The 18,829-nt window shown below is 26.4% G+C and carries 20 protein-coding genes; 18 read left to right on the top strand and 2 right to left on the bottom strand.

The window, feature by feature from the left end; genetic code table 11:
* Positions 1 to 2: 2 nt before the first annotated feature.
* The 18 genes from ALEK_RS12725 to ALEK_RS12640 are packed head-to-tail and all read left to right on the top strand — an operon-like array spanning position 3 to position 16,844.
* Positions 3 to 257 carry a YfhL family 4Fe-4S dicluster ferredoxin gene (locus ALEK_RS12725; protein ID WP_071628138.1) on the top strand — a complete coding sequence of 85 codons (255 nt, stop codon included), beginning with the start codon at positions 3 to 5 and terminating at the stop codon, positions 255 to 257.
* Positions 257 to 1,726 carry a Ppx/GppA phosphatase family protein gene (locus tag ALEK_RS12720; protein WP_071628137.1) on the top strand — a complete coding sequence of 490 codons (1,470 nt, stop codon included), beginning with the start codon at positions 257 to 259 and terminating at the stop codon, positions 1,724 to 1,726. The genes ALEK_RS12725 and ALEK_RS12720 overlap by 1 nt, the downstream gene beginning before the upstream one ends.
* Positions 1,726 to 2,727 (top strand): lipopolysaccharide heptosyltransferase I, encoded by a 1,002-nt coding sequence (gene waaC / locus ALEK_RS12715; protein ID WP_173424145.1) that lies wholly within the window; start codon positions 1,726 to 1,728, stop codon positions 2,725 to 2,727. The genes ALEK_RS12720 and waaC overlap by 1 nt, the downstream gene beginning before the upstream one ends.
* Positions 2,720 to 3,610 carry a lipid A biosynthesis lauroyl acyltransferase gene (locus ALEK_RS12710; protein WP_071628135.1) on the top strand — a complete coding sequence of 297 codons (891 nt, stop codon included), beginning with the start codon at positions 2,720 to 2,722 and terminating at the stop codon, positions 3,608 to 3,610. Before waaC ends, ALEK_RS12710 begins: the two co-directional genes overlap by 8 nt.
* Positions 3,591 to 4,304, top strand: coding sequence for a glycosyltransferase family 2 protein (locus tag ALEK_RS12705; protein WP_071628134.1), 714 nt, complete (start codon positions 3,591 to 3,593; stop codon positions 4,302 to 4,304). The genes ALEK_RS12710 and ALEK_RS12705 overlap by 20 nt, the downstream gene beginning before the upstream one ends.
* Before the next feature lie 29 nt (positions 4,305 to 4,333).
* Positions 4,334 to 5,410, top strand: a complete 1,077-nt coding sequence (gene rfaQ, locus ALEK_RS12700; protein WP_237682678.1) for a putative lipopolysaccharide heptosyltransferase III — start codon at positions 4,334 to 4,336, stop codon at positions 5,408 to 5,410.
* On the top strand, positions 5,411 to 6,280 hold the full coding sequence (gene rfbA / locus ALEK_RS12695; protein WP_071628132.1) for a glucose-1-phosphate thymidylyltransferase RfbA: 870 nt from the start codon (positions 5,411 to 5,413) through the stop codon (positions 6,278 to 6,280).
* Positions 6,273 to 7,304, top strand: coding sequence for a dTDP-glucose 4,6-dehydratase (rfbB, locus tag ALEK_RS12690; RefSeq protein WP_071628131.1), 1,032 nt, complete (start codon positions 6,273 to 6,275; stop codon positions 7,302 to 7,304). The genes rfbA and rfbB overlap by 8 nt, the downstream gene beginning before the upstream one ends.
* Complete coding sequence (locus tag ALEK_RS12685; protein ID WP_071628130.1) at positions 7,294 to 7,689, top strand: sugar 3,4-ketoisomerase; 396 nt, start codon at positions 7,294 to 7,296, stop codon at positions 7,687 to 7,689. The genes rfbB and ALEK_RS12685 overlap by 11 nt, the downstream gene beginning before the upstream one ends.
* Entirely contained in the window at positions 7,689 to 8,201 is a 513-nt protein-coding gene (locus tag ALEK_RS12680) for an acyltransferase (RefSeq protein WP_071628129.1), read from the top strand. The genes ALEK_RS12685 and ALEK_RS12680 overlap by 1 nt, the downstream gene beginning before the upstream one ends.
* Positions 8,201 to 9,313 (top strand): DegT/DnrJ/EryC1/StrS family aminotransferase, encoded by a 1,113-nt coding sequence (locus ALEK_RS12675; protein WP_071628128.1) that lies wholly within the window; start codon positions 8,201 to 8,203, stop codon positions 9,311 to 9,313. Before ALEK_RS12680 ends, ALEK_RS12675 begins: the two co-directional genes overlap by 1 nt.
* On the top strand, positions 9,306 to 10,511 hold the full coding sequence (locus ALEK_RS12670) for a glycosyltransferase (RefSeq protein ID WP_071628127.1): 1,206 nt from the start codon (positions 9,306 to 9,308) through the stop codon (positions 10,509 to 10,511). Before ALEK_RS12675 ends, ALEK_RS12670 begins: the two co-directional genes overlap by 8 nt.
* Positions 10,508 to 11,596, top strand: a complete 1,089-nt coding sequence (locus tag ALEK_RS12665; RefSeq protein WP_071628126.1) for a glycosyltransferase — start codon at positions 10,508 to 10,510, stop codon at positions 11,594 to 11,596. Before ALEK_RS12670 ends, ALEK_RS12665 begins: the two co-directional genes overlap by 4 nt.
* 1 nt (position 11,597) lies before the next feature.
* Positions 11,598 to 12,653 (top strand): glycosyltransferase family 9 protein, encoded by a 1,056-nt coding sequence (locus ALEK_RS12660; RefSeq protein WP_071628125.1) that lies wholly within the window; start codon positions 11,598 to 11,600, stop codon positions 12,651 to 12,653.
* Positions 12,654 to 12,655: 2 nt separating this feature from the next.
* The gene (locus tag ALEK_RS12655) at positions 12,656 to 13,615 is read left to right on the top strand and encodes a glycosyltransferase family 9 protein (protein WP_071628124.1); all 960 of its coding nucleotides are present in this window, start codon (positions 12,656 to 12,658) and stop codon (positions 13,613 to 13,615) included.
* Entirely contained in the window at positions 13,615 to 14,907 is a 1,293-nt protein-coding gene (locus ALEK_RS12650; protein ID WP_071628123.1) for an O-antigen ligase family protein, read from the top strand. The genes ALEK_RS12655 and ALEK_RS12650 overlap by 1 nt, the downstream gene beginning before the upstream one ends.
* A complete protein-coding gene (locus ALEK_RS12645) occupies positions 14,894 to 15,934 on the top strand; it encodes a glycosyltransferase family 4 protein (protein ID WP_071628122.1) in 1,041 nt (346 codons plus the stop codon). The genes ALEK_RS12650 and ALEK_RS12645 overlap by 14 nt, the downstream gene beginning before the upstream one ends.
* The gene (locus ALEK_RS12640) at positions 15,918 to 16,844 is read left to right on the top strand and encodes a glycosyltransferase family 9 protein (RefSeq protein ID WP_071628121.1); all 927 of its coding nucleotides are present in this window, start codon (positions 15,918 to 15,920) and stop codon (positions 16,842 to 16,844) included. Before ALEK_RS12645 ends, ALEK_RS12640 begins: the two co-directional genes overlap by 17 nt.
* Here ALEK_RS12640 and gmhA read toward each other — a convergent pair whose 3' ends face one another.
* Positions 16,845 to 17,411 (bottom strand): D-sedoheptulose 7-phosphate isomerase, encoded by a 567-nt coding sequence (gene gmhA, locus ALEK_RS12635; RefSeq protein ID WP_071628120.1) that lies wholly within the window; start codon positions 17,409 to 17,411, stop codon positions 16,845 to 16,847. It lies immediately after the preceding gene.
* Positions 17,392 to 18,828 (bottom strand): D-glycero-beta-D-manno-heptose-7-phosphate kinase, encoded by a 1,437-nt coding sequence (gene rfaE1, locus ALEK_RS12630; RefSeq protein WP_071628119.1) that lies wholly within the window; start codon positions 18,826 to 18,828, stop codon positions 17,392 to 17,394. The genes gmhA and rfaE1 overlap by 20 nt, the downstream gene beginning before the upstream one ends.
* Position 18,829 lies beyond the last annotated feature (1 nt).

Below are 18,829 nucleotides of genomic sequence, written 5' to 3'. Positions count from 1 at the left end.
AAATGTCTTTAATAATTACTGACGAATGTATTGCATGTGATGCATGTAGAGATGAATGTCCAAATTATGCAATTGAAGAGGGTGATCCAATATATATCATTGATTCTGATAGATGTACTGAATGTGTAGGTCACTATGAAGAACCATCATGTATTGAGGTTTGTCCTGTTGACTGTATTATAATTGATCCAGATAATCAAGAAACAATGGAAGAGTTAAAGTTCAAGTATGAACAACTAGTGGAAGAAGAAGCTTAATGGCTAAAATCACAACTATTATAGACATTGGGTCGAACTCAATGCGTATGGTTGTACTACAAAAGAGTAGTAGGTTTGCATTTAACTTAATAAATGAAACTAAAAGTAGGGTAAAAATCTCTGAGGGTTGTTATGAAAATAATGGTAACCTTCAAGAAGAACCTATGAATAGAGCCTACGAATCTTTGAAGTCTTTTTTAAATATTTCTAAATCATTAAAATCTAGAAAAGTTATTTGTGTAGCTACATCTGCATTAAGAGATGCTCCTAATGCAAAAGTTTTTTTATCTAAAGTTAGTAAAGATTTTGGTTTAAATATCAAAGTTATTGACGGTGAAAAAGAAGCCTATTATGGTGGAGTTGCTGCATTAAATTTATTACATCAAAAGAATTTTGTTACTGTTGATATAGGTGGTGGATCTACAGAATTTTCATTTATCAAAGATGGTGAAATTCAAAAATCTATTTCATTAAATATAGGAACTGTTCGTATGAAAGAATTGTTCTTTAATAAGAATGATATTGATGGTGCTAAAAAGTATATTTTAGAAAATTTAAAAGAGATTTTTAATCTAGGTGTTGAAATACCTGATACTGTTGTAGGTATTGGTGGAAGTATTAGATCTTTATCTAAATTAATTATGCAAAGGAATGAATATCCTTTAGATATTATTCATGGGTATAAATATAAAACATCAAAAGAATTAGATTATTTAGAAACAATCATTAATGCAAAAGATATTAAAGAACTTAAATCTTTAGGTGTTAAAAAAGATAGATTTGACACAATTAAAGAAGGTACTTTTATTTTTAAAACTATTTTAGATGAATTAAATATCTCTAAAGTAATTACTTCAGGTGCAGGTGTACGTGAAGGTGTATATTTAAGTGATTTATTAAGAAACTCTAATTGTAAGTTTCCTAATAACTATAACGTTAGTGTTAGAAGCTTATTAGATAGATTTGAAATCGATGAAAAACAAAGTGCTTATTTTGGAACTAATGCTGGGAAGATATTTGAAGTCTTAAAACCATTACACAATTTAGATGATAAATATAAAACTTTATTAGTAATCGCTTCTAAGTTACATACAATAGGTACAACACTTAACTTCTATAAGTCAAATGATAATGCATTTGATTTTATATTAAATGGTTTGAATTATGATTTTTTACATACTTCAAGAGTAATTATTGCTCATACTATTAAATATTCAAAAAAATCATTACCTACTAAGAAAGATTTATTAGAATATAATGAACTTTTACCTAAACTAGAAATTATGCAATGGATGTCTTTTATGATTTCATTAAATATTGCAGTAAATCAAGATTTATCTAGACCAAAGGTTTCATACATGCTTTCTAATAATAACTTAACAATTGATTTAGAAAATAAATCATTTATGCTAAATGCAAATATTGATAAATTGGAACTACCAAAAAGTCTAGAACTAAAGCTATTATAATGAATAGGCTTGCAATAGTTAAGCTATCTGCAATGGGTGATATTATCCATGCAATGGTAGCTTTACAATACATAAAAAAACAATACCCAAATATTATCATTGATTGGTTTGTAGAAGAGGCTTTCTCTTCTGTACTTCAAGGAAATAAAGATATAGATAATATATATACTGTTAATCTAAAAAGTATCAAAAAAAATAAAAAAGCAATATTTTCACAAATTTCTTTACTTAGAAAATATTCTAAGAATAATTATGATTTAGTTATTGATGCACAAGGACTAATAAAATCTGCAATTGTTGCTAAGTTATTAGGAAAAAATATTGCAGGATTCTCAAAAGACTCAATTCGTGAAAAGTTTGCATCTTTGTTTTATAATAAACAAGTAGATATTGCTTATGATGAAAATACAATTGATAGAAATGTGAGAGTTTTATCTAATCCTTTAGATTTTGATATTACAAGTGAAAATATATTAAATAAAAAAGCTTTTTTATCTTATTCCAATGAAGCTGATGTGGTAAATGAAGTTTTATCTCAAGAGAAAAAAAATATTGTTTTTGTTGTTGGATCTACTTGGGAAAGTCGAAACTATCCAAAAGAGAAGTTTGCAAATATTGCAAATGAACTAAAAGAGAACTGTATTGTTGTTTGGGGAAATGAAAACGAGAGACAAAAAGCTTTATATATTGAAGAAAACTCTTCTTATGCTAACGCTATGCCTAAATGTAATTTAAACTCTTTAAAGGCTTTAATTGCTAAATCTGACCTACTAATAGGAAATGATACTGGTCCTACACATATGGCATGGGGACTTAATATTCCTTCTATCACAATTTTTGGTCCAACACCAATAAATAGGGTTTATGAAACTCCAATTAATAAAGTGGTAAAATCTTCTTCTAAAGTAAACCACTTTAAACTAAATAAAAATGATTTCTCAATATGTGAAATTAAAGAGGAAACTATAATACAAATGTCAAAGAACTTATTAAATGGATAGTATTTATTTATCAATATTTTATGTATTTAGATTTTTTATAAAATTTACTCCTAAATTTATTATAAATCCAATTCTAAACTTTTTAGCTTTTCTAATTTATTCTGTGGATAAAAAACACAGAAAAATAGCAAAAGTAAATCTTGATTTAGCTTATGAAGATAGAATATCTGAAGAAGAAAAAACAAATATTACTAAAAAGTGTTATAAGAATTTAATTTATACATTAGCAGATTTTATAAAAAATCAAGGGGCTAGTAAAGAAGAAGTATTAGAAAAAGTTACTTTTGAAAATAGTGAAATTATTGAAAATGCTTTAAGTGAAAATAAAAGAATTATATTACTTACTGCTCATTATGGAAACTGGGAACTACTATCTTTAAGTATTGCCGCTAAATTTACGCCTTTAGCTGTTGTTGGAAGAGATTTAGATTCAGAAGTAATGAATAAAATTCTTACAAAAAATAGAGAGCAGTTTGATATTGAATTGTTAAGTAAATCTGGTGCTATGAAGGGAATGGTTAAATCATTAAAATCTAATAGACCAGTTGGATTACTTGTAGATCAAAATACAAAAGATACAGAAGGTATTTTAATTGATTTCTTTGGTAAAAAAGCAAGACATACTCCAAGTATTGCAGTACTTGCTAAAAAGTTTGATGCTATAATTATTCCAGCATTTATTCAAAATAAGAATGATGGTGATTTTGTAGTTAAGTTTTTTGAAGCAATACCAGTTGATAATACAGATAATAAAGAAGAAGATATTAGAAAATGTGTACAATCACAAGCTGATGTTACACAAAAAATTATTGAAGATAAACCCGAAGAGTGGTTCTGGTTACACCAAAGATGGAAGAATCAATATGAACACTTATACAAATAAGCTTTCAATTGTAATTATTACTAAAAATGAAGAAAAATTTATTGCAGATGCAATTAAATCTTCTTTATTTGCTGATGAAGTGCTTATTTTAGATAGTGGTTCATCTGATAAAACATGTGAAATTGCAAAAGAATTAGGTGCAAAAGTTTTATTTCAAGAGTGGTTAGGATTTGGTGCTCAAAAAAATAAAGCAGTTGAACTAGCTTCAAATGATTGGGTTTTTGTTTTAGATAGTGATGAGAGAATACCAAATGAATTAAAAGATGAAATACTTAAAACTATTGAAAATCCTAATTCAGATGGATATTTTGTTGCAAGATTAAATAACTTCTTTGGAAAAGATATTAAATCATGTGGTCTTTATCCTGATTATTCTATTAGATTATTTAATAGAACTAAGGGGTCTTTTAATGATGTTCCTGTGCATGAAAGTGTGCAAATGAAAATAACTCCAAGTCATTTAAAAAATCATATGATACATTTAGCTTATGATAGTATTGAAGAATTTATTCAGAAACAAAATAGATATTCATCTTTAAATCATAAAAAGAAATCTTTATTCAAAGCTATTGTTAATCCATATTGGACTTTTTTTAAATTATTTATAATAAAAAAAGGTTTTTTAGATGGCTACCATGGTTTCATTATTGCTAAGCTTTATTCTCAATACACATTCTGGAAATACGTAAAATGAAAATAACTAATCCTAAAAAAATATTAATAATGAAATTTCGTAATATTGGAGATGTTTTATTAACAACTCCTTTAATTAAGAATTTGAAATTAGCATATCCTGATGCTTTAATTGATATAGCAGTTAATAAAGGCTGTGAAGATATGGTAACTCTAAATCCTAATATTAATGAAGTAATAATTTATGATAGAAATAAAGTAAAAAAACTTTCACCTTTAAAAAGAGTAGTTGAAGAAGTAAAGTTTGCTTTATCTTTTAGAAAAAATAATTATGATATTATTATAAATACAACTAAAGGTGATAGGGGAGCTCAATTATCATTATTAAGTGGTGCTCAATTAAAAATTGGTTATCCAGGAAGTAAAAATATTTTAACTAAAAATGTTTTTGATATATATTTACCTTCTCAAGAATTTAGACATACTCTAGAGATGGATTTAGATTCTTTAAGAGAGTTAGATTTAGATATAAAAGAGAAAAAAGTAGAAATTTTTTGGTCTAAAGATGATGATAAAAAAGTGTTAGAGAAGATAAAAGAATCTAATTTAAAAGAAAAAGAATTTATACATATTCATGCAGTTTCTAGATGGATGTTCAAATGTATCAGTGATGTAACAATGGCAAAAATTATTGATTACTGTGAATTAGAATTAAATAAAAAAATTGTTTTAACAGCAGCTCCTGTAAAACATGAATTAGATAAACTAGAAGCAATTTTAAAACTATGTAAATCAAAGCCTATTACTTATGCTGGAGAGTTTACATTAAAACAAACAGCATGTTTAAATAAAAAAGCTTTAGCATTTATTGGTGTTGATACTTCAATTATGCATATTAGTGCTGCAAATGATATACCTGTACTTGCATTTTTTGGACCAAGTGGGACTGACCACTGGGGCCCTTGGGATAATAATTGTATGGAAAGTGCTTACTTGAAAAGAAATGGTTTCCAACAAATGGGAAAACATAGAGTTATTGCTGAGAATAGGGATTGTTTACCATGTGGAAAAGATGGTTGTAATGGAACTAAAATTAGTGACTGTTTAATGGAACTAGATTTTGAGTTTATTAAGAAAAATATTAATGAGATGGTAAAGGGGAAATAGATGAAAGGAATAATATTAGCAGGAGGAAGTGGGACAAGACTATATCCTATTACCAAATCAATAAGCAAACAATTATTACCTGTATATGATAAACCAATGATTTATTACCCATTATCAGTATTAATGCTAGCTGGAATAAAAGATATATTAATAATATCAACTCCAGAAGATATCGGAAAATTTGAAGAGTTATTAGGTAATGGAAGTGATTGGGGTATCAATCTTGAATATAAAGTTCAACCCTCTCCTGACGGATTAGCCCAAGCATTTATTTTAGGGGAAGATTTTATCGGTGATGATAGTGTATGTCTAATCCTTGGTGATAATATATTTTATGGTCAAGGATTTTCTCCAATGCTTCAAAAAGCTGCTTCAATAAAAGATGGTGCCGTTGTTTTTGGTTATCAAGTAAAAGATCCTGAGAGATTTGGAGTTGTTGAATTTGATAAAAATAAAAAAGCAATTAGTATTGAAGAAAAACCTGTTAGCCCTAAATCAAACTTTGCAGTAACTGGATTATACTTCTATGATAATAGTGTAATTGAAATTGCAAAAAATGTAAAACCATCAGAACGTGGTGAATTAGAAATTACTACAGTAAATGAAGAATATTTAAAACAAAATAAACTAGAAGTTGAATTACTAGGACGAGGTTTTGCATGGTTAGATACAGGAACTCACGATAGTTTAATTGAAGCTGGACAATTTGTACAAACAATTGAACACAGACAAGGTTATAAAGTAGCTTGTTTAGAAGAAATTGCTTACAATAATAAATGGATTTCAAAAGAACAAGTTTTAGAAATAGCAAAACCTTTATCAAAAAATGGTTATGGGAAATATCTAGTGGAGTTAGTAGAAAATGATTAAAAAAAGTATTTTACTAACTGGAACAGCAGGATTTATTGGAAGTAATTTTGTTCCATACTTTCTAGAGAAGTATCCAGAGTATAATTTAATAAATATTGATTTATTAACATATGCAGGAGATTTAGAAAATCTAAAAGAGTGTGAAGTAAATCCAAGATATAAATTTATAAAAGGTGATATTTCTAATAGAGAATTAATAGAATTCATATTTGAAGAATATAATATTCAAGGGGTAATTCACTTTGCCGCAGAATCACATGTGGATAACTCAATAAAAAATCCAGGGATTTTTATTGAAACAAATATAAATGGAACATATACCCTAGTAGATGTAGCAAAAAATTACTGGATGAATAAACCATTTGAATATAAAGATAATTATAAAGAATGTAGATTTCATCATATCTCAACAGATGAAGTATATGGAACACTTTCTGAAGATCCAAAGGATTTATTTACTGAGACAACACCATATGCACCAAATTCTCCATATTCAGCTAGTAAAGCAAGCTCAGATATGATTATTAGGTCATATAATGAGACATATGGATTAAATACAATAATAACAAACTGTTCTAATAATTATGGTCCTAAACAACATGATGAGAAACTAATTCCTACAATAATTAGAAAAGCACTAAATAATGAATCAATTCCAATATATGGAGATGGTAAAAATATTAGAGATTGGTTATATGTATTAGATCATTGTAAAGGTATAGATATTGTTTATCATAATGGTATTACAGCAAATACATATAATATTGGTGGAAGAAATGAAAGAACAAACCTACAAATAGTAGATAGAATATGTTCTATTCTTGATGAGAAAGTTCCTTCTTCAAAATTAAATTCATATAAAGAATTAATTACATTTGTGGAAGATAGAGCTGGACATGACAGAAGATATGCAATTGATGCAAGTAAACTAGAGAATGAACTTAGCTGGAAAGCAGATGAGAATTTTGATTCTGGAATTATTAAAACTATTGATTGGTATTTAGGTAAATATAATGATAAGTGAATTACAAAAATTTAATGTAATGGGTGATGAAAGAGGTCAGCTTATAGCATTAGAAGAGAATAAGGAAATACCCTTTGATATGAAAAGAGTATTTTATATTTTTGGTACTAATTCTGATTTACCAAGAGGACAACACTCACATTATAAAACAAAACAATTTTTAATTGCAGTTAATGGTTCTTGTAAAGTTACTTTAGATAATGGAAAAGAAAAAGAGACATTTGATTTAAATAATTGTGATATTGGTTTATTTCAAGATGCTTTAATTTGGGGCACGATGCATGATTTTAGTGAAGACTGTGTTTTAATGGTTTTAGCAAATGATGTTTATGATGCAAAAGATTATATAACTGATTATAATGAGTTTTTAAAGGTAGTTAAGTAATGATTCATCCTTTATCTGATGTTCAAAGTAAAAACATTGGTGAAAATACAAATATTTGGCAATTCTGTGTTGTTCTTAAAGATGCAAGAATTGGTAAGAATTGTAATATTAATGCACAGGTTCTTATTGAAAATGACGTATTAATAGAAGATAATGTAACTGTTAAATCAGGAGTTCAAGTTTGGGATGGAATTACTCTAAAGAATAATTCATTTATTGGACCAAATGTTACTTTTACAAATGATTTTACTCCTCGAAGTAAACAATACCCAAAAGAATTTCTAAGAACGGTTGTTGAAGAATATTCTTCAATTGGTGCTAATTCTACTATATTAGGTGGAGTTACTCTTGGAAAATATTCAATGATAGGTGCAGGAAGTGTAGTAACTAAAAATGTAGGTGAACATGAACTTTGGTATGGAAATCCTGCAAAATTTAGTTCTTATGTGTGTAAATGTGGACAAAAAGCTGATGAAACTTTTGTTTGTAAAGAATGTAAAGGTAAAAATTAATGATTCCATTTTTAGATTTAAAAGGTATTAATGCAAAATATAGAGAAGACTTAATTTCTGCATGTACTGATGTTATTGATAGCGGTTGGTATATCCAAGGAACACAGTGTAAAGCATTTGAAGAAGAATTTGCTGCTTATTGTGGAACTAAATACTGTATAGGTGTAGCAAATGGTTTGGATGCATTAACTTTAACTTTAAGATCATATAAAGAATTAGGTGTTATTTCTGATGGAGATGAAGTAATAGTTCCAGCTAATACTTATATTGCTTCAATACTAGCAATTAGTGAAAATAATCTAACACCAGTTTTAGTTGAACCAAATATAAATACTTGTTTGATTGACCCAAAAGAAATTGAAAAAAATATTACTTCTAAAACTAAAGCTATATTACCAGTTCACTTATATGGTCAAACTTGTGAAATGGATGAAATTAATAAAATTGCTAAAAAATATAATCTAAAAGTAATAGAAGACTCAGCACAATCTCATGGAGCAATGTTTAAAGACAAAAAATGTGGTAACTTAGGAGATGCTAGTGGCTTTAGTTTTTACCCTGGTAAAAACCTTGGAGCACTAGGTGATGGTGGAGCTATTACGACAAATGATGAAGAATTAGCTACTACTATTAGAGCAATAGCAAATTATGGAAGTCATAAAAAATATGAGAACCTATATAAAGGTGTAAACTCAAGATTAGATGAACTTCAAGCTGCATTATTAAGAGTAAAACTAAAACATTTAGATGAAGATACTAATCATAGAAGAACTATTGCTAATTTATATTTAGAAAAAATAAAAAATAAAAATATTATATTACCTACTTTAACTGATGAAAATAATCATGTATGGCATGTATTTGTAATTAGAACAAATAAAAGAGAAGAATTACAAAAATATTTATTAGATAATGGAATACAAACATTAATACATTATCCAATTGCGCCAAATAAACAAGAAGCATATAAAGAATGGAAATTAAATAGTTATCCTATATCAGAGAAGATACATGATGAAGTATTAAGTTTACCTATTAGTCCTATTTTATCTTTAGACGATGCAAACAGAGTAATATGTGTAATGAATAATTATAGGCATAGTTTTGAATAAAAATATTTTATTTGTTTATGATTACTTATATACTGGTGGAATAGAAACACTTATTTTAAGGATGAGTAAATGGTTGATTTCTCAAGGATACTCTGTTTCTATAATATTAAGAAAAAGAGGTGAGATAGCTGATTTATTAGATCCAAAAATTGAAGTAATAGAATTAGGTAAGTATTATAGATATTTATATCTTCCTTTTATTTCAAGAAAAGTTTCTCAAAGCAATAATTTTGAAAAGTTTGATTATATAATGTCTTTTCATCCTAGATCAAACTGGATTGCTAGTAACCTTATTGATAACTTGAATCTAAAATGTAAATATATTACAGGTGTATATCATCCTCGTGCATATTTTAATAAAGACTTACACCTTTCTGAAAAGCTATGCTATAAATATTTACTGGATAATCAAGAAAATAAATCTATACTTTTTATGAATGAAGATACAAAAAAACACCATAGTGATAATTTAAATTCAGATTTTAATAGTTCACCAATATGGCCTTTACCTGTTGCAGATAAAGAGAATAGTAGTAAAAAACCTTATAAAAAGTATAAATTTATTTCTATTGGTAGATTTGCTAAATTTAAAACATATAATTTGTATATGATTGACATTATTAATAATCTAGTAAAAAAAGGTTATGATATTCATTATGATATATATGGCACTGGTGAATTAGAGCCATATATGAAGAAAAAAATTGCAGAATACTCTTTAGAAAAAAGAATAATATTACATGGTAATTTAAGTTATTCTAATTTTTCTAAGGTTTTAGAAGATGCATATCTATTTATTGGTATGGGTACTTCTGTTGTGGAAGCTTCTTTTTCAAAGGTCCCTTCATTGGTTGCAATAGAAAATAGTAAAGATAGTAAGTCGTATGGCTTTTTAAATGATTTACCTTATTATAATGTAGGAGAAAGAAATAATTCATTAGAAGAAAAAGATGTAGAAACGATGATAAGTGAATTATTATTGAAAAGTGATGAAGAATATAATGAGATATGTGAAAAATCATACTCTTACGTTCAAGAATATTCTTTGTCTGCATTAATGCCAAAATGGTTAAAACAAATAAATGAAATTAGAAAAGAAGAGATTAAAATTGATGCTAAATATAAGTATTTATATTTATTTTTAGAGTTAATGAATCCTATATTAAAAATATTTAAAAGAAAGAAAATTTTACAATGAAAGTATTACATACAGAGTGGTCTGACGGTTGGGGTGGACAAGAAATAAGAATTATTAATGAAATGATTGCTGTACGAGAAAAAGGTATTGAAGTTTTTCTTGCTTGTAGAGATAATGCAAAAATAAAAGAAAAAGCACTTGAAAATAATATTAAAGTATTTATATTACCTTTTAGAGGAAATGTAGACTTTAAAACAATGTTTGCTTTAATGAAAATTGTTAAAGAAAATACAATTGATATTATAAATACTCATAGTGGTAAAGATACATGGGTTGGTGGAATAGCTGCAAAACTATCTGGAGCAAAATTTATAAGAACTAGGCATTTATCAAATAAAATAAGAAGTGGAAGACTAAATTTTATTAATGAATTAGCAGATTATATTTTTACTACTGGTGAGAGTGTTAAAGATGATATGATTAAATATAATAGAATTAATCCTTCAAAAATTAAGTCAATTCCTACTGGTATAGATTCTGATTTATTTAATATTAATAATTTTGATATATTAAATAATAGAAAAAAGTATGGATTATCTGATAATGAAATTGCAATTGGTATTATTGCAGTATTACGTGAATTTAAAAGACATGAAACTTTTATTGAAATGGCTAAAATTGTTAAGTCAAAACATGAAAATGTAAAATTCTTTATTGCAGGGGATGGTCCTAGAAGATTTATTATAGAAGATTTAATTAAAAAATATAAACTTGAAGATAATGTTATTTTATTAGGACATATTAACAATCCAGAAGAATTATTATCTGTTTTAGATATTTTTGTTTTAACTTCAGATTCAAAAGAGGGTGTGCCTCAATCAGTGAATCAAGCTTTGATGATGAATACAGCAGTAATTGCTACTAATGTTGGTAGTACAAAAGATTTAAAGAATAATGATAATTTCTTTTTAGTTGAACCAAATGATATAAGTGCAATAGCTAATCATGTTAATACTTTAATTCAGGATAAAGAAACTTTATCTAATTATAAAATAAACTCAAGAGATTATGTTGTTAATAAATATTCTAAAATAAGTATGAGAGATGAAATTATTGAGATTTATAAAAAGATTTTAGAGAAATAGTTTGAAGATTATTAAGTATTTAAATAAAATAATCCCTTTTTCAAGTAAAAAAGATGTTGAATTAAAGAATATATTAGTTGTTTCTAATACAGGTTTTGGGGATACTATATTAACAACACCTTCAATAAAATCTTTAAGAGTAAATTACCCTACTATAAGAATTAATTTTTTAGTAAACTCTAATTTTTATTCTTTATTTGAAAATTTTGAGTATGTTGATAATGTATTAAAATATAAATCAGGTTTTTTTAATCAAATAAAATTAATAAAAAAATTAAAAAAATTAAATATTGACACTATTTTCTTATTTCATTCGAATGGTCCAGAAGATATCTTTTTTTCAAAGTTATCAGGCGCAAGGGCTATTCTTAAAATGACTCACAATAAAAATCATGACTATAAAGATATTTTTTTAAATAATCCTGTAAGTATAGAACAACATGATATTGAAAATAGATTAGATTTAGTTAGATTATATTCAGGAGTTAATTTAAGTACAATAATGAGTGTTCCTAAGAGATTTTATAATACTGAACCTTATTTTAAAGATCAAAGTAAAACTTATATTGCTTTTCAGCTTGGTGCTCAAGATACATTTAAAATGTGGCCGCTAGAAAGTTTTATTGATTTAGCAAATAAATTATTAAAAGATGACTCTACTTTGCAAATTGTTGTTTTAGGTGCTACAAAATACGAAGTTACATTAACTAAAGAGTTTATTTCAAAAGTTAATGAAAAAGATAGAATAATAGATTTATGTGCAAAAACAAAAGTTGATATTCTTCCCACAATATTAAATCAAATGAAATTATTAGTATCAAACGATACTGGAACAATGCATTTATCTATTGCTTTAAAAAAGAGAACAATTTGTTTATTTGGTCCTACTAAATCAAATATGTTTGGACCATATCAAGATTTAAAACTGCATGATGTAATTCAAAAAGATATAAAAATTGATACAAAGTCTTTTTCAAAAAAAGATTGGACTCAAGATACAATGAATCAAATATGTGTAGATGAAGTATATAATAAAATAGTAAGAGAAGTAGGTTAGATATGATTGATTTGACAAATAAGAAAATTTTATTAGTTAGAAATGATAATGTTGGAGATTTAGTTTGTACTACTCCTTCTATTGAAGGATTGAGAAAAAAATATCCAAATTCCCAAATTGATATAGTAGTGAATTCTTATAATTTTGATGCTATTAACAGTAACCCTTTTGTTAATAAAATTTATTGCTATACTAAACCAAAACATAAAAAAAGTTTTTTGAATAAAGTTAAAGCTGCTTTTGGTAAATTAAAAATACTATTTGATATTAAAAGAGAACAATATGATGCAGTTGTGATTTTTAGAAGTGGTTATTCTAAGTCTGCAGAACTATTTTCTAATATTACAAATGCAAAATATAAAGTTGGTGTCAAAGATCCAAAAGGTAAAGATAAGTTTTCTATTCATATAGAAGCTAATCACAATAAAAATGAAGTTGAGTTTTGTTTTGATTGTTTATTACCTTTTGGTGTAAATTATGATAATGAAAATACATTTTATTTTGTTGAAGAATATCTTTTTAATAAATACACAGAATATAGTGATCATATTTTATTTCATATTTCTTCACGTATTGATGAAAATAAATATTTTATTGAAAATTACTTTTCTATTTTTGAAAAATTAAATGATAAAAAGATTTTAATTAGTGCCGAACCTGATGATTTTTTAATGGCTGAAGAATTATCAAATAAATTTAATAATGTTTTTTTTATAAAAACTAAATCTTTACATGATTTATCAGGTTTAATTAAAAATGTGAAATTATTTATAACATTAGACGGAGGTGCTATGCATCTAGCTCCTGCCGTTGGAACAAAAACTATTTCTATTAGTGGGAAAACTAATATGAATAAGTGGTACCCTTGGGGGTATGAAGATTTGGTACTTCAAGATAAAAGTAAAATTGCTAATAATATTAAACCTGATCTAGTTGTTAAAAAAATTATGGAGATTATTTAATGATTAATAATATAAAAAGAATTAATGATAAATGGCATTTAGATTTATTTTTATTATTTATTTTTTTTGTGACATTACCAATTGCAAAAGTTACAGCAATTCAGAATTATTCATTTCTTATTTTTGCTATTGTATTATTTTCTACAACAAATAAAGAGTTTTTTTCAAAAATTAAAAAACTTAAATATTTCTTATTTATCTTTTTTGGTCTGCTACTCATATCTCTCATTTCTGCTTTTTTTTCAATTGATTTAAAAGAAACATTAAGTGAAATAAGAGGAGAAATATTAAAGCCTTTTTTTGTTTTAATTTGTTTATTTATATTTATAGTAAAACATAATGAAAAAAAAATATATTATTTGATCTATATAGTAATATTTTGTTTGGTTATCCATGCAATGATTAATTTATTTATGTGGTATGAAGGTGCTCTTTGGCCATTTAGAGCAGGTGGATTACTTGATAATGGTGGTGGAGAAAGGTTTGGTATCTGGGCTACGTATTCAATTTCTATTTCAATTGCTTTATTATTTACAAAATATAAAAATATTGGAATTATTCTTTTTATTGTATTTTTATTATCTATAATTGGAAATAATACTAGAGCTACATTTATTGGTATGATTCTTATATTTATTTCCAATTTTCTTTTCTTTTATTCAAACAGATTAATTAAATTTATATCATTATTTACTGTTTTATGTTTTTTGGTTGGATTTACATTTTCTTCAAAAAATTTTGATACAAGATATAATATTTATAACATGATTATTAAAACTAAATTTTTAGGTGATTATTCTCCTTCTGAATATAACATACTGATTAAAGAACATTCTTTAGGTCATTCAACAGCTTCAAGATTAGCCATGTGGAAGACTGTAATACTGTATAGAATTCAAGAACCATTTATCCCCTTGGGGTATGGTAGATTTTTGTATAATAATCAAATAAATGATATTTGGAAAGATAAACCAGAAAATATTCCTTATAAATTATATGGACAAGCTCATAACGATTTTATAAGTATATTATTGAGTCTAGGAATATTTGGTTTAACTTTTTTTATGATTTTTTTATATTATCTTTTAAAAATCAGTCATTATATATTTAAATATAATAAAGAATTTAAATTTGTGGGAGTTTTTATTTTCTTAGGAACTATAGGTTATATTGCTTCAATGATGTTTGGTAGCTTCTTTGGTGATAGTGAACAATTATATTTTTATACTTTATATGGAATTGCTCTTGCTTTATATATTAAAACTAAAGAAGAAATAAATGCAGAAAATTAAATTTATAAGAGCAAATAAAACAAAATTTGGAGGAGCAGAGGTTTACCTCTCTCGTTTATCTGAACAACTTAAAAAACTTAATATTGAACATGAACTGGTATTTTCTAATATCCCTAAATTTTTACCTTCTTGGTTAAGAGTTATATTGTTTAATATTCAGGTTTGTAAAAATAAAAAAGATTCTCTTTATTTTTCTTTGGAGAGAATCTCTTGTCCTGATATTTATAGAGCAGGGGATGGAGTTCACAAAGTATTCTTAAGTATTGAAAATAAATCCAAATTTAATCCTTTACATGCAGTATATTTGTATTTAGAAAAAAGAACTTTTAATAATTCGAAAAGAATAATTGCAAATTCTAATATGATTAAAAATGAAATTATAGAAACATATGGAATTAGTGAAGATAAAATAAAAGTTGTTTATAATGGATTTAAATTAGAAGAGACAAATTATGAATTGTCTTATAGTAATTTAAAAGACGAATTCTCTTTGGCTTCAAGAAGTAAAGAAAAAACAATTTTATATGTTGGTAGTGGTTTTAAAAGAAAAGGTGTTAAAGAGTTTTTAGAAATTTTATCAAAATTACAAAATAAAAACTTTAGAGCTTTTATTGTTGGTAAAGAAAAAAAGATTCAATATTATAAAGATTATGCTAAAGAATTAAATATTGAGGATAAGGTAATTTTCACAGGTCCAAGAACTGATGTTAAAGACTTTTATTCTATTAGTGATATCTTTTTATTCCCAACAAAATATGAACCTTTTTCAAATGTAGTTTTAGAGGCTATGAATTATGAAAATGTTGTTATTACTACAAAACAAAATGGTGCAAGTGAAATATTAAATAATAAGTATACAATGATTACTCCTACTGATTATTCTATAGTAGAAAAAATAGATGACCTGCTTGTAAATGATGATAAAATAGAAAAACTAAAAAAAGAAAATTTAAAAATTGTTCAGAATTTTTCAATCGAAAAAAATGTGCAAGAAACACTGGAAGTTATAAATGAAGTTATTAATTGAGATACCTACTTGGTTAGGTGATGCTATTATGTCAACACCTGCTATTGAAAACCTTCTAAAGCACTATAAAGGTGCAGAAGTTACTATTGTTGGTTCATACGTATCAACACAACTTTTTGTTAATGACAAGCGTATTACTAATATTATAGTTGATAATACAAAAAAGAGTTTAGTTAGACTTTTATCAGTTTATCAATTAGCAAAAAAAGCAAAAGATTTTGATTATGCTATATCTTTTAGAAGCTCATTTTACTCAAAACTTTTATTAAAGTTTTTAGATACTAAAGAGAACTATAATTTTGAAAAAGAAAAAATCACTAAACATCAAGTATTGAAATATAATGACTTTTTAAATAAGACTTTAAATACTGAGTATAAAGCAAGTGATCTAATGCTTAGATTTAAGCCTCAGTGGTATAAAAAACCAACTTTAGGTATTAATCCAGGAGCTACTTATGGAAGTGCAAAAAGATGGTATCCCGAAGAGTTTGCTAAGGTTGCTATTGAACTATCAAAAAAGTATGATATTATGATATTTGGTGGTCCAAATGAAACTGAGATGGCTGCTGATATTGAAAAGACTTTGATTGAAAATGATGTGAGTAATTATGAAAACTTGGCAGGTAAAACAACTATACCGGAGTTAATAGAAAAAATTGCAGCTTTAGATATTTTTATTACAAATGATAGTGGTCCGATGCATGTAGCTGCTGTTTATAAAGTAAATACTATTGCTATTTTTGGACCTACAAGTTTTGCTGAAACTAATCAATGGAAGAATCCATTAGAAACAATAGTTTCAAAATATTTAGAGTGTTCACCTTGTATGAAAAGGACTTGTCCTTTAAAACATCATGATTGTATGAAAACAATTACCTCAGATGATGTACTAAAGCTAATTAATAAATAATTAGCTTAGTTCATTGTCGATTATTTGACAAATAGTATGTCCGAATAATATATGCATTTCTTGAATTCTTGGAGTATTATTAGAAGGTACTACTAGATTAATATCACACATTTCATTCATAGCTCCTCCGTCTCTTCCACTAAATCCTAATGTCTTACAACCAAGTTCTCGACCTAGTTTTAATGCACTTACTACATTTCCACTATTACCACTTGTACTAATTCCGATGATTAAATCACCTTTATTAGCTAGAGATTCAACTTGTCTATCAAATACTCTATCGTAACCATAGTCATTTCCAATTGCAGTTAAAGCACTTGTATCAGTTGTAAGAGCGATTCCAGGTAATCCTCTTCTTTCTGTTTTGTATCTACCCGTAAGTTCAGCCGCGATGTGTTGTGCATCTGCAGCACTTCCACCATTTCCACATAAAAGAATTTTATTACCAGCTTTTAATGTCTCTACAGCTAATGTAGAAGCACTTACAAGTTCATCTTCCATATTATTTATTACATTATTGATTGTTTCTAAATGTGATTGAAATTCGTTACTTATCGTTTGCTTCATTTTCTTTTATCCTTTGAATAGTTCTTGTAGTACTTCTTCCTTCTACAAATTCAACAAGTTTTAATTCATCAACTAAATCTTGTCCCACTACATCTTTACCTTCGTAGTCTCCACCTTTTACAAGTATTTGAGGACTTACAGTTTTAATTAAATCATATGGAGTATCATCTTCAAATAATACAACATAATCAACACTTTCAAGTGCTGCTAGAGTATAAGCTCTATCTTCTTGAGTATTAACAGGTCTAGATGGACCTTTTAATCTTTTTACTGAATCATCAGAATTTAGTCCTAGAACTAATACATCCCCAAAGCTTTTTGCAGTTTCAAGATATTTAACATGTCCTACATGTAAGATATCAAAACAACCGTTAGTAAATACTACTTTTTTACCTCTTTGTTTTAACTCTTTAGATAATTTCGCTATCTCTTCTATAGTTTTAATATGGCTATAGCTATTTGATTTATGTAAACTTGATTCATATTCTGTAATTTCATCAATTGTAGTTGTAGCACTTCCTATTTTACCTACAACAACACCAGCTGCTAAGTTTGCAAACTCGATTGATTTATATATATCATTCCCTAAGCTTAGAGCAAATCCTAAAGATGCAATTACTGTATCTCCTGCACCAGTTACATCATATACTTCTCTAGCAACTGTTGGTTTTATAGTTACTTCATCATTATCTAAAATTGCTATTCCATTTTCACTTAATGTAATTACTGAAAGAGTTAAATTTGCATCTTCTTTTAATTTTAATAATGATTTTTTTAATGTAGCATCATTATAGATCTCAATTTTAGATGCAACTTCTGCTTCCTTTTTATTTGGTGTTAAAAGATAAGCTCCAGAATACTTAGAATAATCTTCGCCTTTTGGATCAACTAAAACTTTCTTATTTTTCTCATTTGCATAATCAATAATTTTTAAACATAAGCTTTCCGTTAAAACACCTTTTCCATAATCAGAAAGAATAATTAGTTCATATCTATTTAATATCTCTTGATATTTAGCAAAAACTTTTTTTTCTGATTCTAATGATATTGAATTTTTACTCTCTTGATCATATCTTACAACTTGAGTTCTAGAAGCCATAATTCTAGATTTTTTTGAAGTTTTTCTTCCATCTTGTTCAATTAAATATGATTGAGTTCCAGTTTTTGTAAGTAATTCTTTTAATTCAACAGCAATATAGTCTTTTCCTACTACAGAAATAGCTCCTACATCACTACCTAAACTTCTTAGATTATTGATTACATTTCCTGCTCCACCTAAAACTGTAGTTTCATTTTTAATATCTACTACAGGTACTGGTGCTTCTGGTGAAATTCTATCGCTACTTCCCCATAAATAGTGATCAATCATTAAGTCACCAATTACTAAAATACTTGGTCTATTATTTATATTTATCATA

This window comes from Poseidonibacter lekithochrous (genome assembly GCF_013283835.1).
GTDB lineage: Bacteria > Campylobacterota > Campylobacteria > Campylobacterales > Arcobacteraceae > Poseidonibacter > Poseidonibacter lekithochrous.
The sequence above is the reverse complement of the archived record's forward strand: the minus strand, read 5'-3'. Positions and strand labels throughout refer to the sequence as shown.

Bases quoted from the DNA above. Each gene is read 5' to 3' on its own strand.
- ALEK_RS12725 (WP_071628138.1), top strand. From the start codon at position 3: ATGTCTTTAATAATTACTGACGAATGTATTGCATGTGATGCATGTAGA.
- ALEK_RS12655 (WP_071628124.1), top strand. From the start codon at position 12,656: ATGATTGATTTGACAAATAAGAAAATTTTATTAGTTAGAAATGATAAT.
- ALEK_RS12640 (WP_071628121.1), top strand. From the start codon at position 15,918: ATGAAGTTATTAATTGAGATACCTACTTGGTTAGGTGATGCTATTATG.
- rfaQ (WP_237682678.1), top strand. From the start codon at position 4,334: ATGAAATTTCGTAATATTGGAGATGTTTTATTAACAACTCCTTTAATT.
- ALEK_RS12685 (WP_071628130.1), top strand. From the start codon at position 7,294: ATGATAAGTGAATTACAAAAATTTAATGTAATGGGTGATGAAAGAGGT.
- rfaE1 (WP_071628119.1), bottom strand. From the start codon at position 18,828: ATGATAAATATAAATAATAGACCAAGTATTTTAGTAATTGGTGACTTA.
- gmhA (WP_071628120.1), bottom strand. From the start codon at position 17,411: ATGAAGCAAACGATAAGTAACGAATTTCAATCACATTTAGAAACAATC.
- ALEK_RS12680 (WP_071628129.1), top strand. From the start codon at position 7,689: ATGATTCATCCTTTATCTGATGTTCAAAGTAAAAACATTGGTGAAAAT.
- rfbA (WP_071628132.1), top strand. From the start codon at position 5,411: ATGAAAGGAATAATATTAGCAGGAGGAAGTGGGACAAGACTATATCCT.
- ALEK_RS12705 (WP_071628134.1), top strand. From the start codon at position 3,591: ATGAACACTTATACAAATAAGCTTTCAATTGTAATTATTACTAAAAAT.
- ALEK_RS12645 (WP_071628122.1), top strand. From the start codon at position 14,894: ATGCAGAAAATTAAATTTATAAGAGCAAATAAAACAAAATTTGGAGGA.
- waaC (WP_173424145.1), top strand. From the start codon at position 1,726: ATGAATAGGCTTGCAATAGTTAAGCTATCTGCAATGGGTGATATTATC.
- ALEK_RS12720 (WP_071628137.1), top strand. From the start codon at position 257: ATGGCTAAAATCACAACTATTATAGACATTGGGTCGAACTCAATGCGT.
- rfbB (WP_071628131.1), top strand. From the start codon at position 6,273: ATGATTAAAAAAAGTATTTTACTAACTGGAACAGCAGGATTTATTGGA.
- ALEK_RS12710 (WP_071628135.1), top strand. From the start codon at position 2,720: ATGGATAGTATTTATTTATCAATATTTTATGTATTTAGATTTTTTATA.
- ALEK_RS12675 (WP_071628128.1), top strand. From the start codon at position 8,201: ATGATTCCATTTTTAGATTTAAAAGGTATTAATGCAAAATATAGAGAA.
- ALEK_RS12665 (WP_071628126.1), top strand. From the start codon at position 10,508: ATGAAAGTATTACATACAGAGTGGTCTGACGGTTGGGGTGGACAAGAA.
- ALEK_RS12650 (WP_071628123.1), top strand. From the start codon at position 13,615: ATGATTAATAATATAAAAAGAATTAATGATAAATGGCATTTAGATTTA.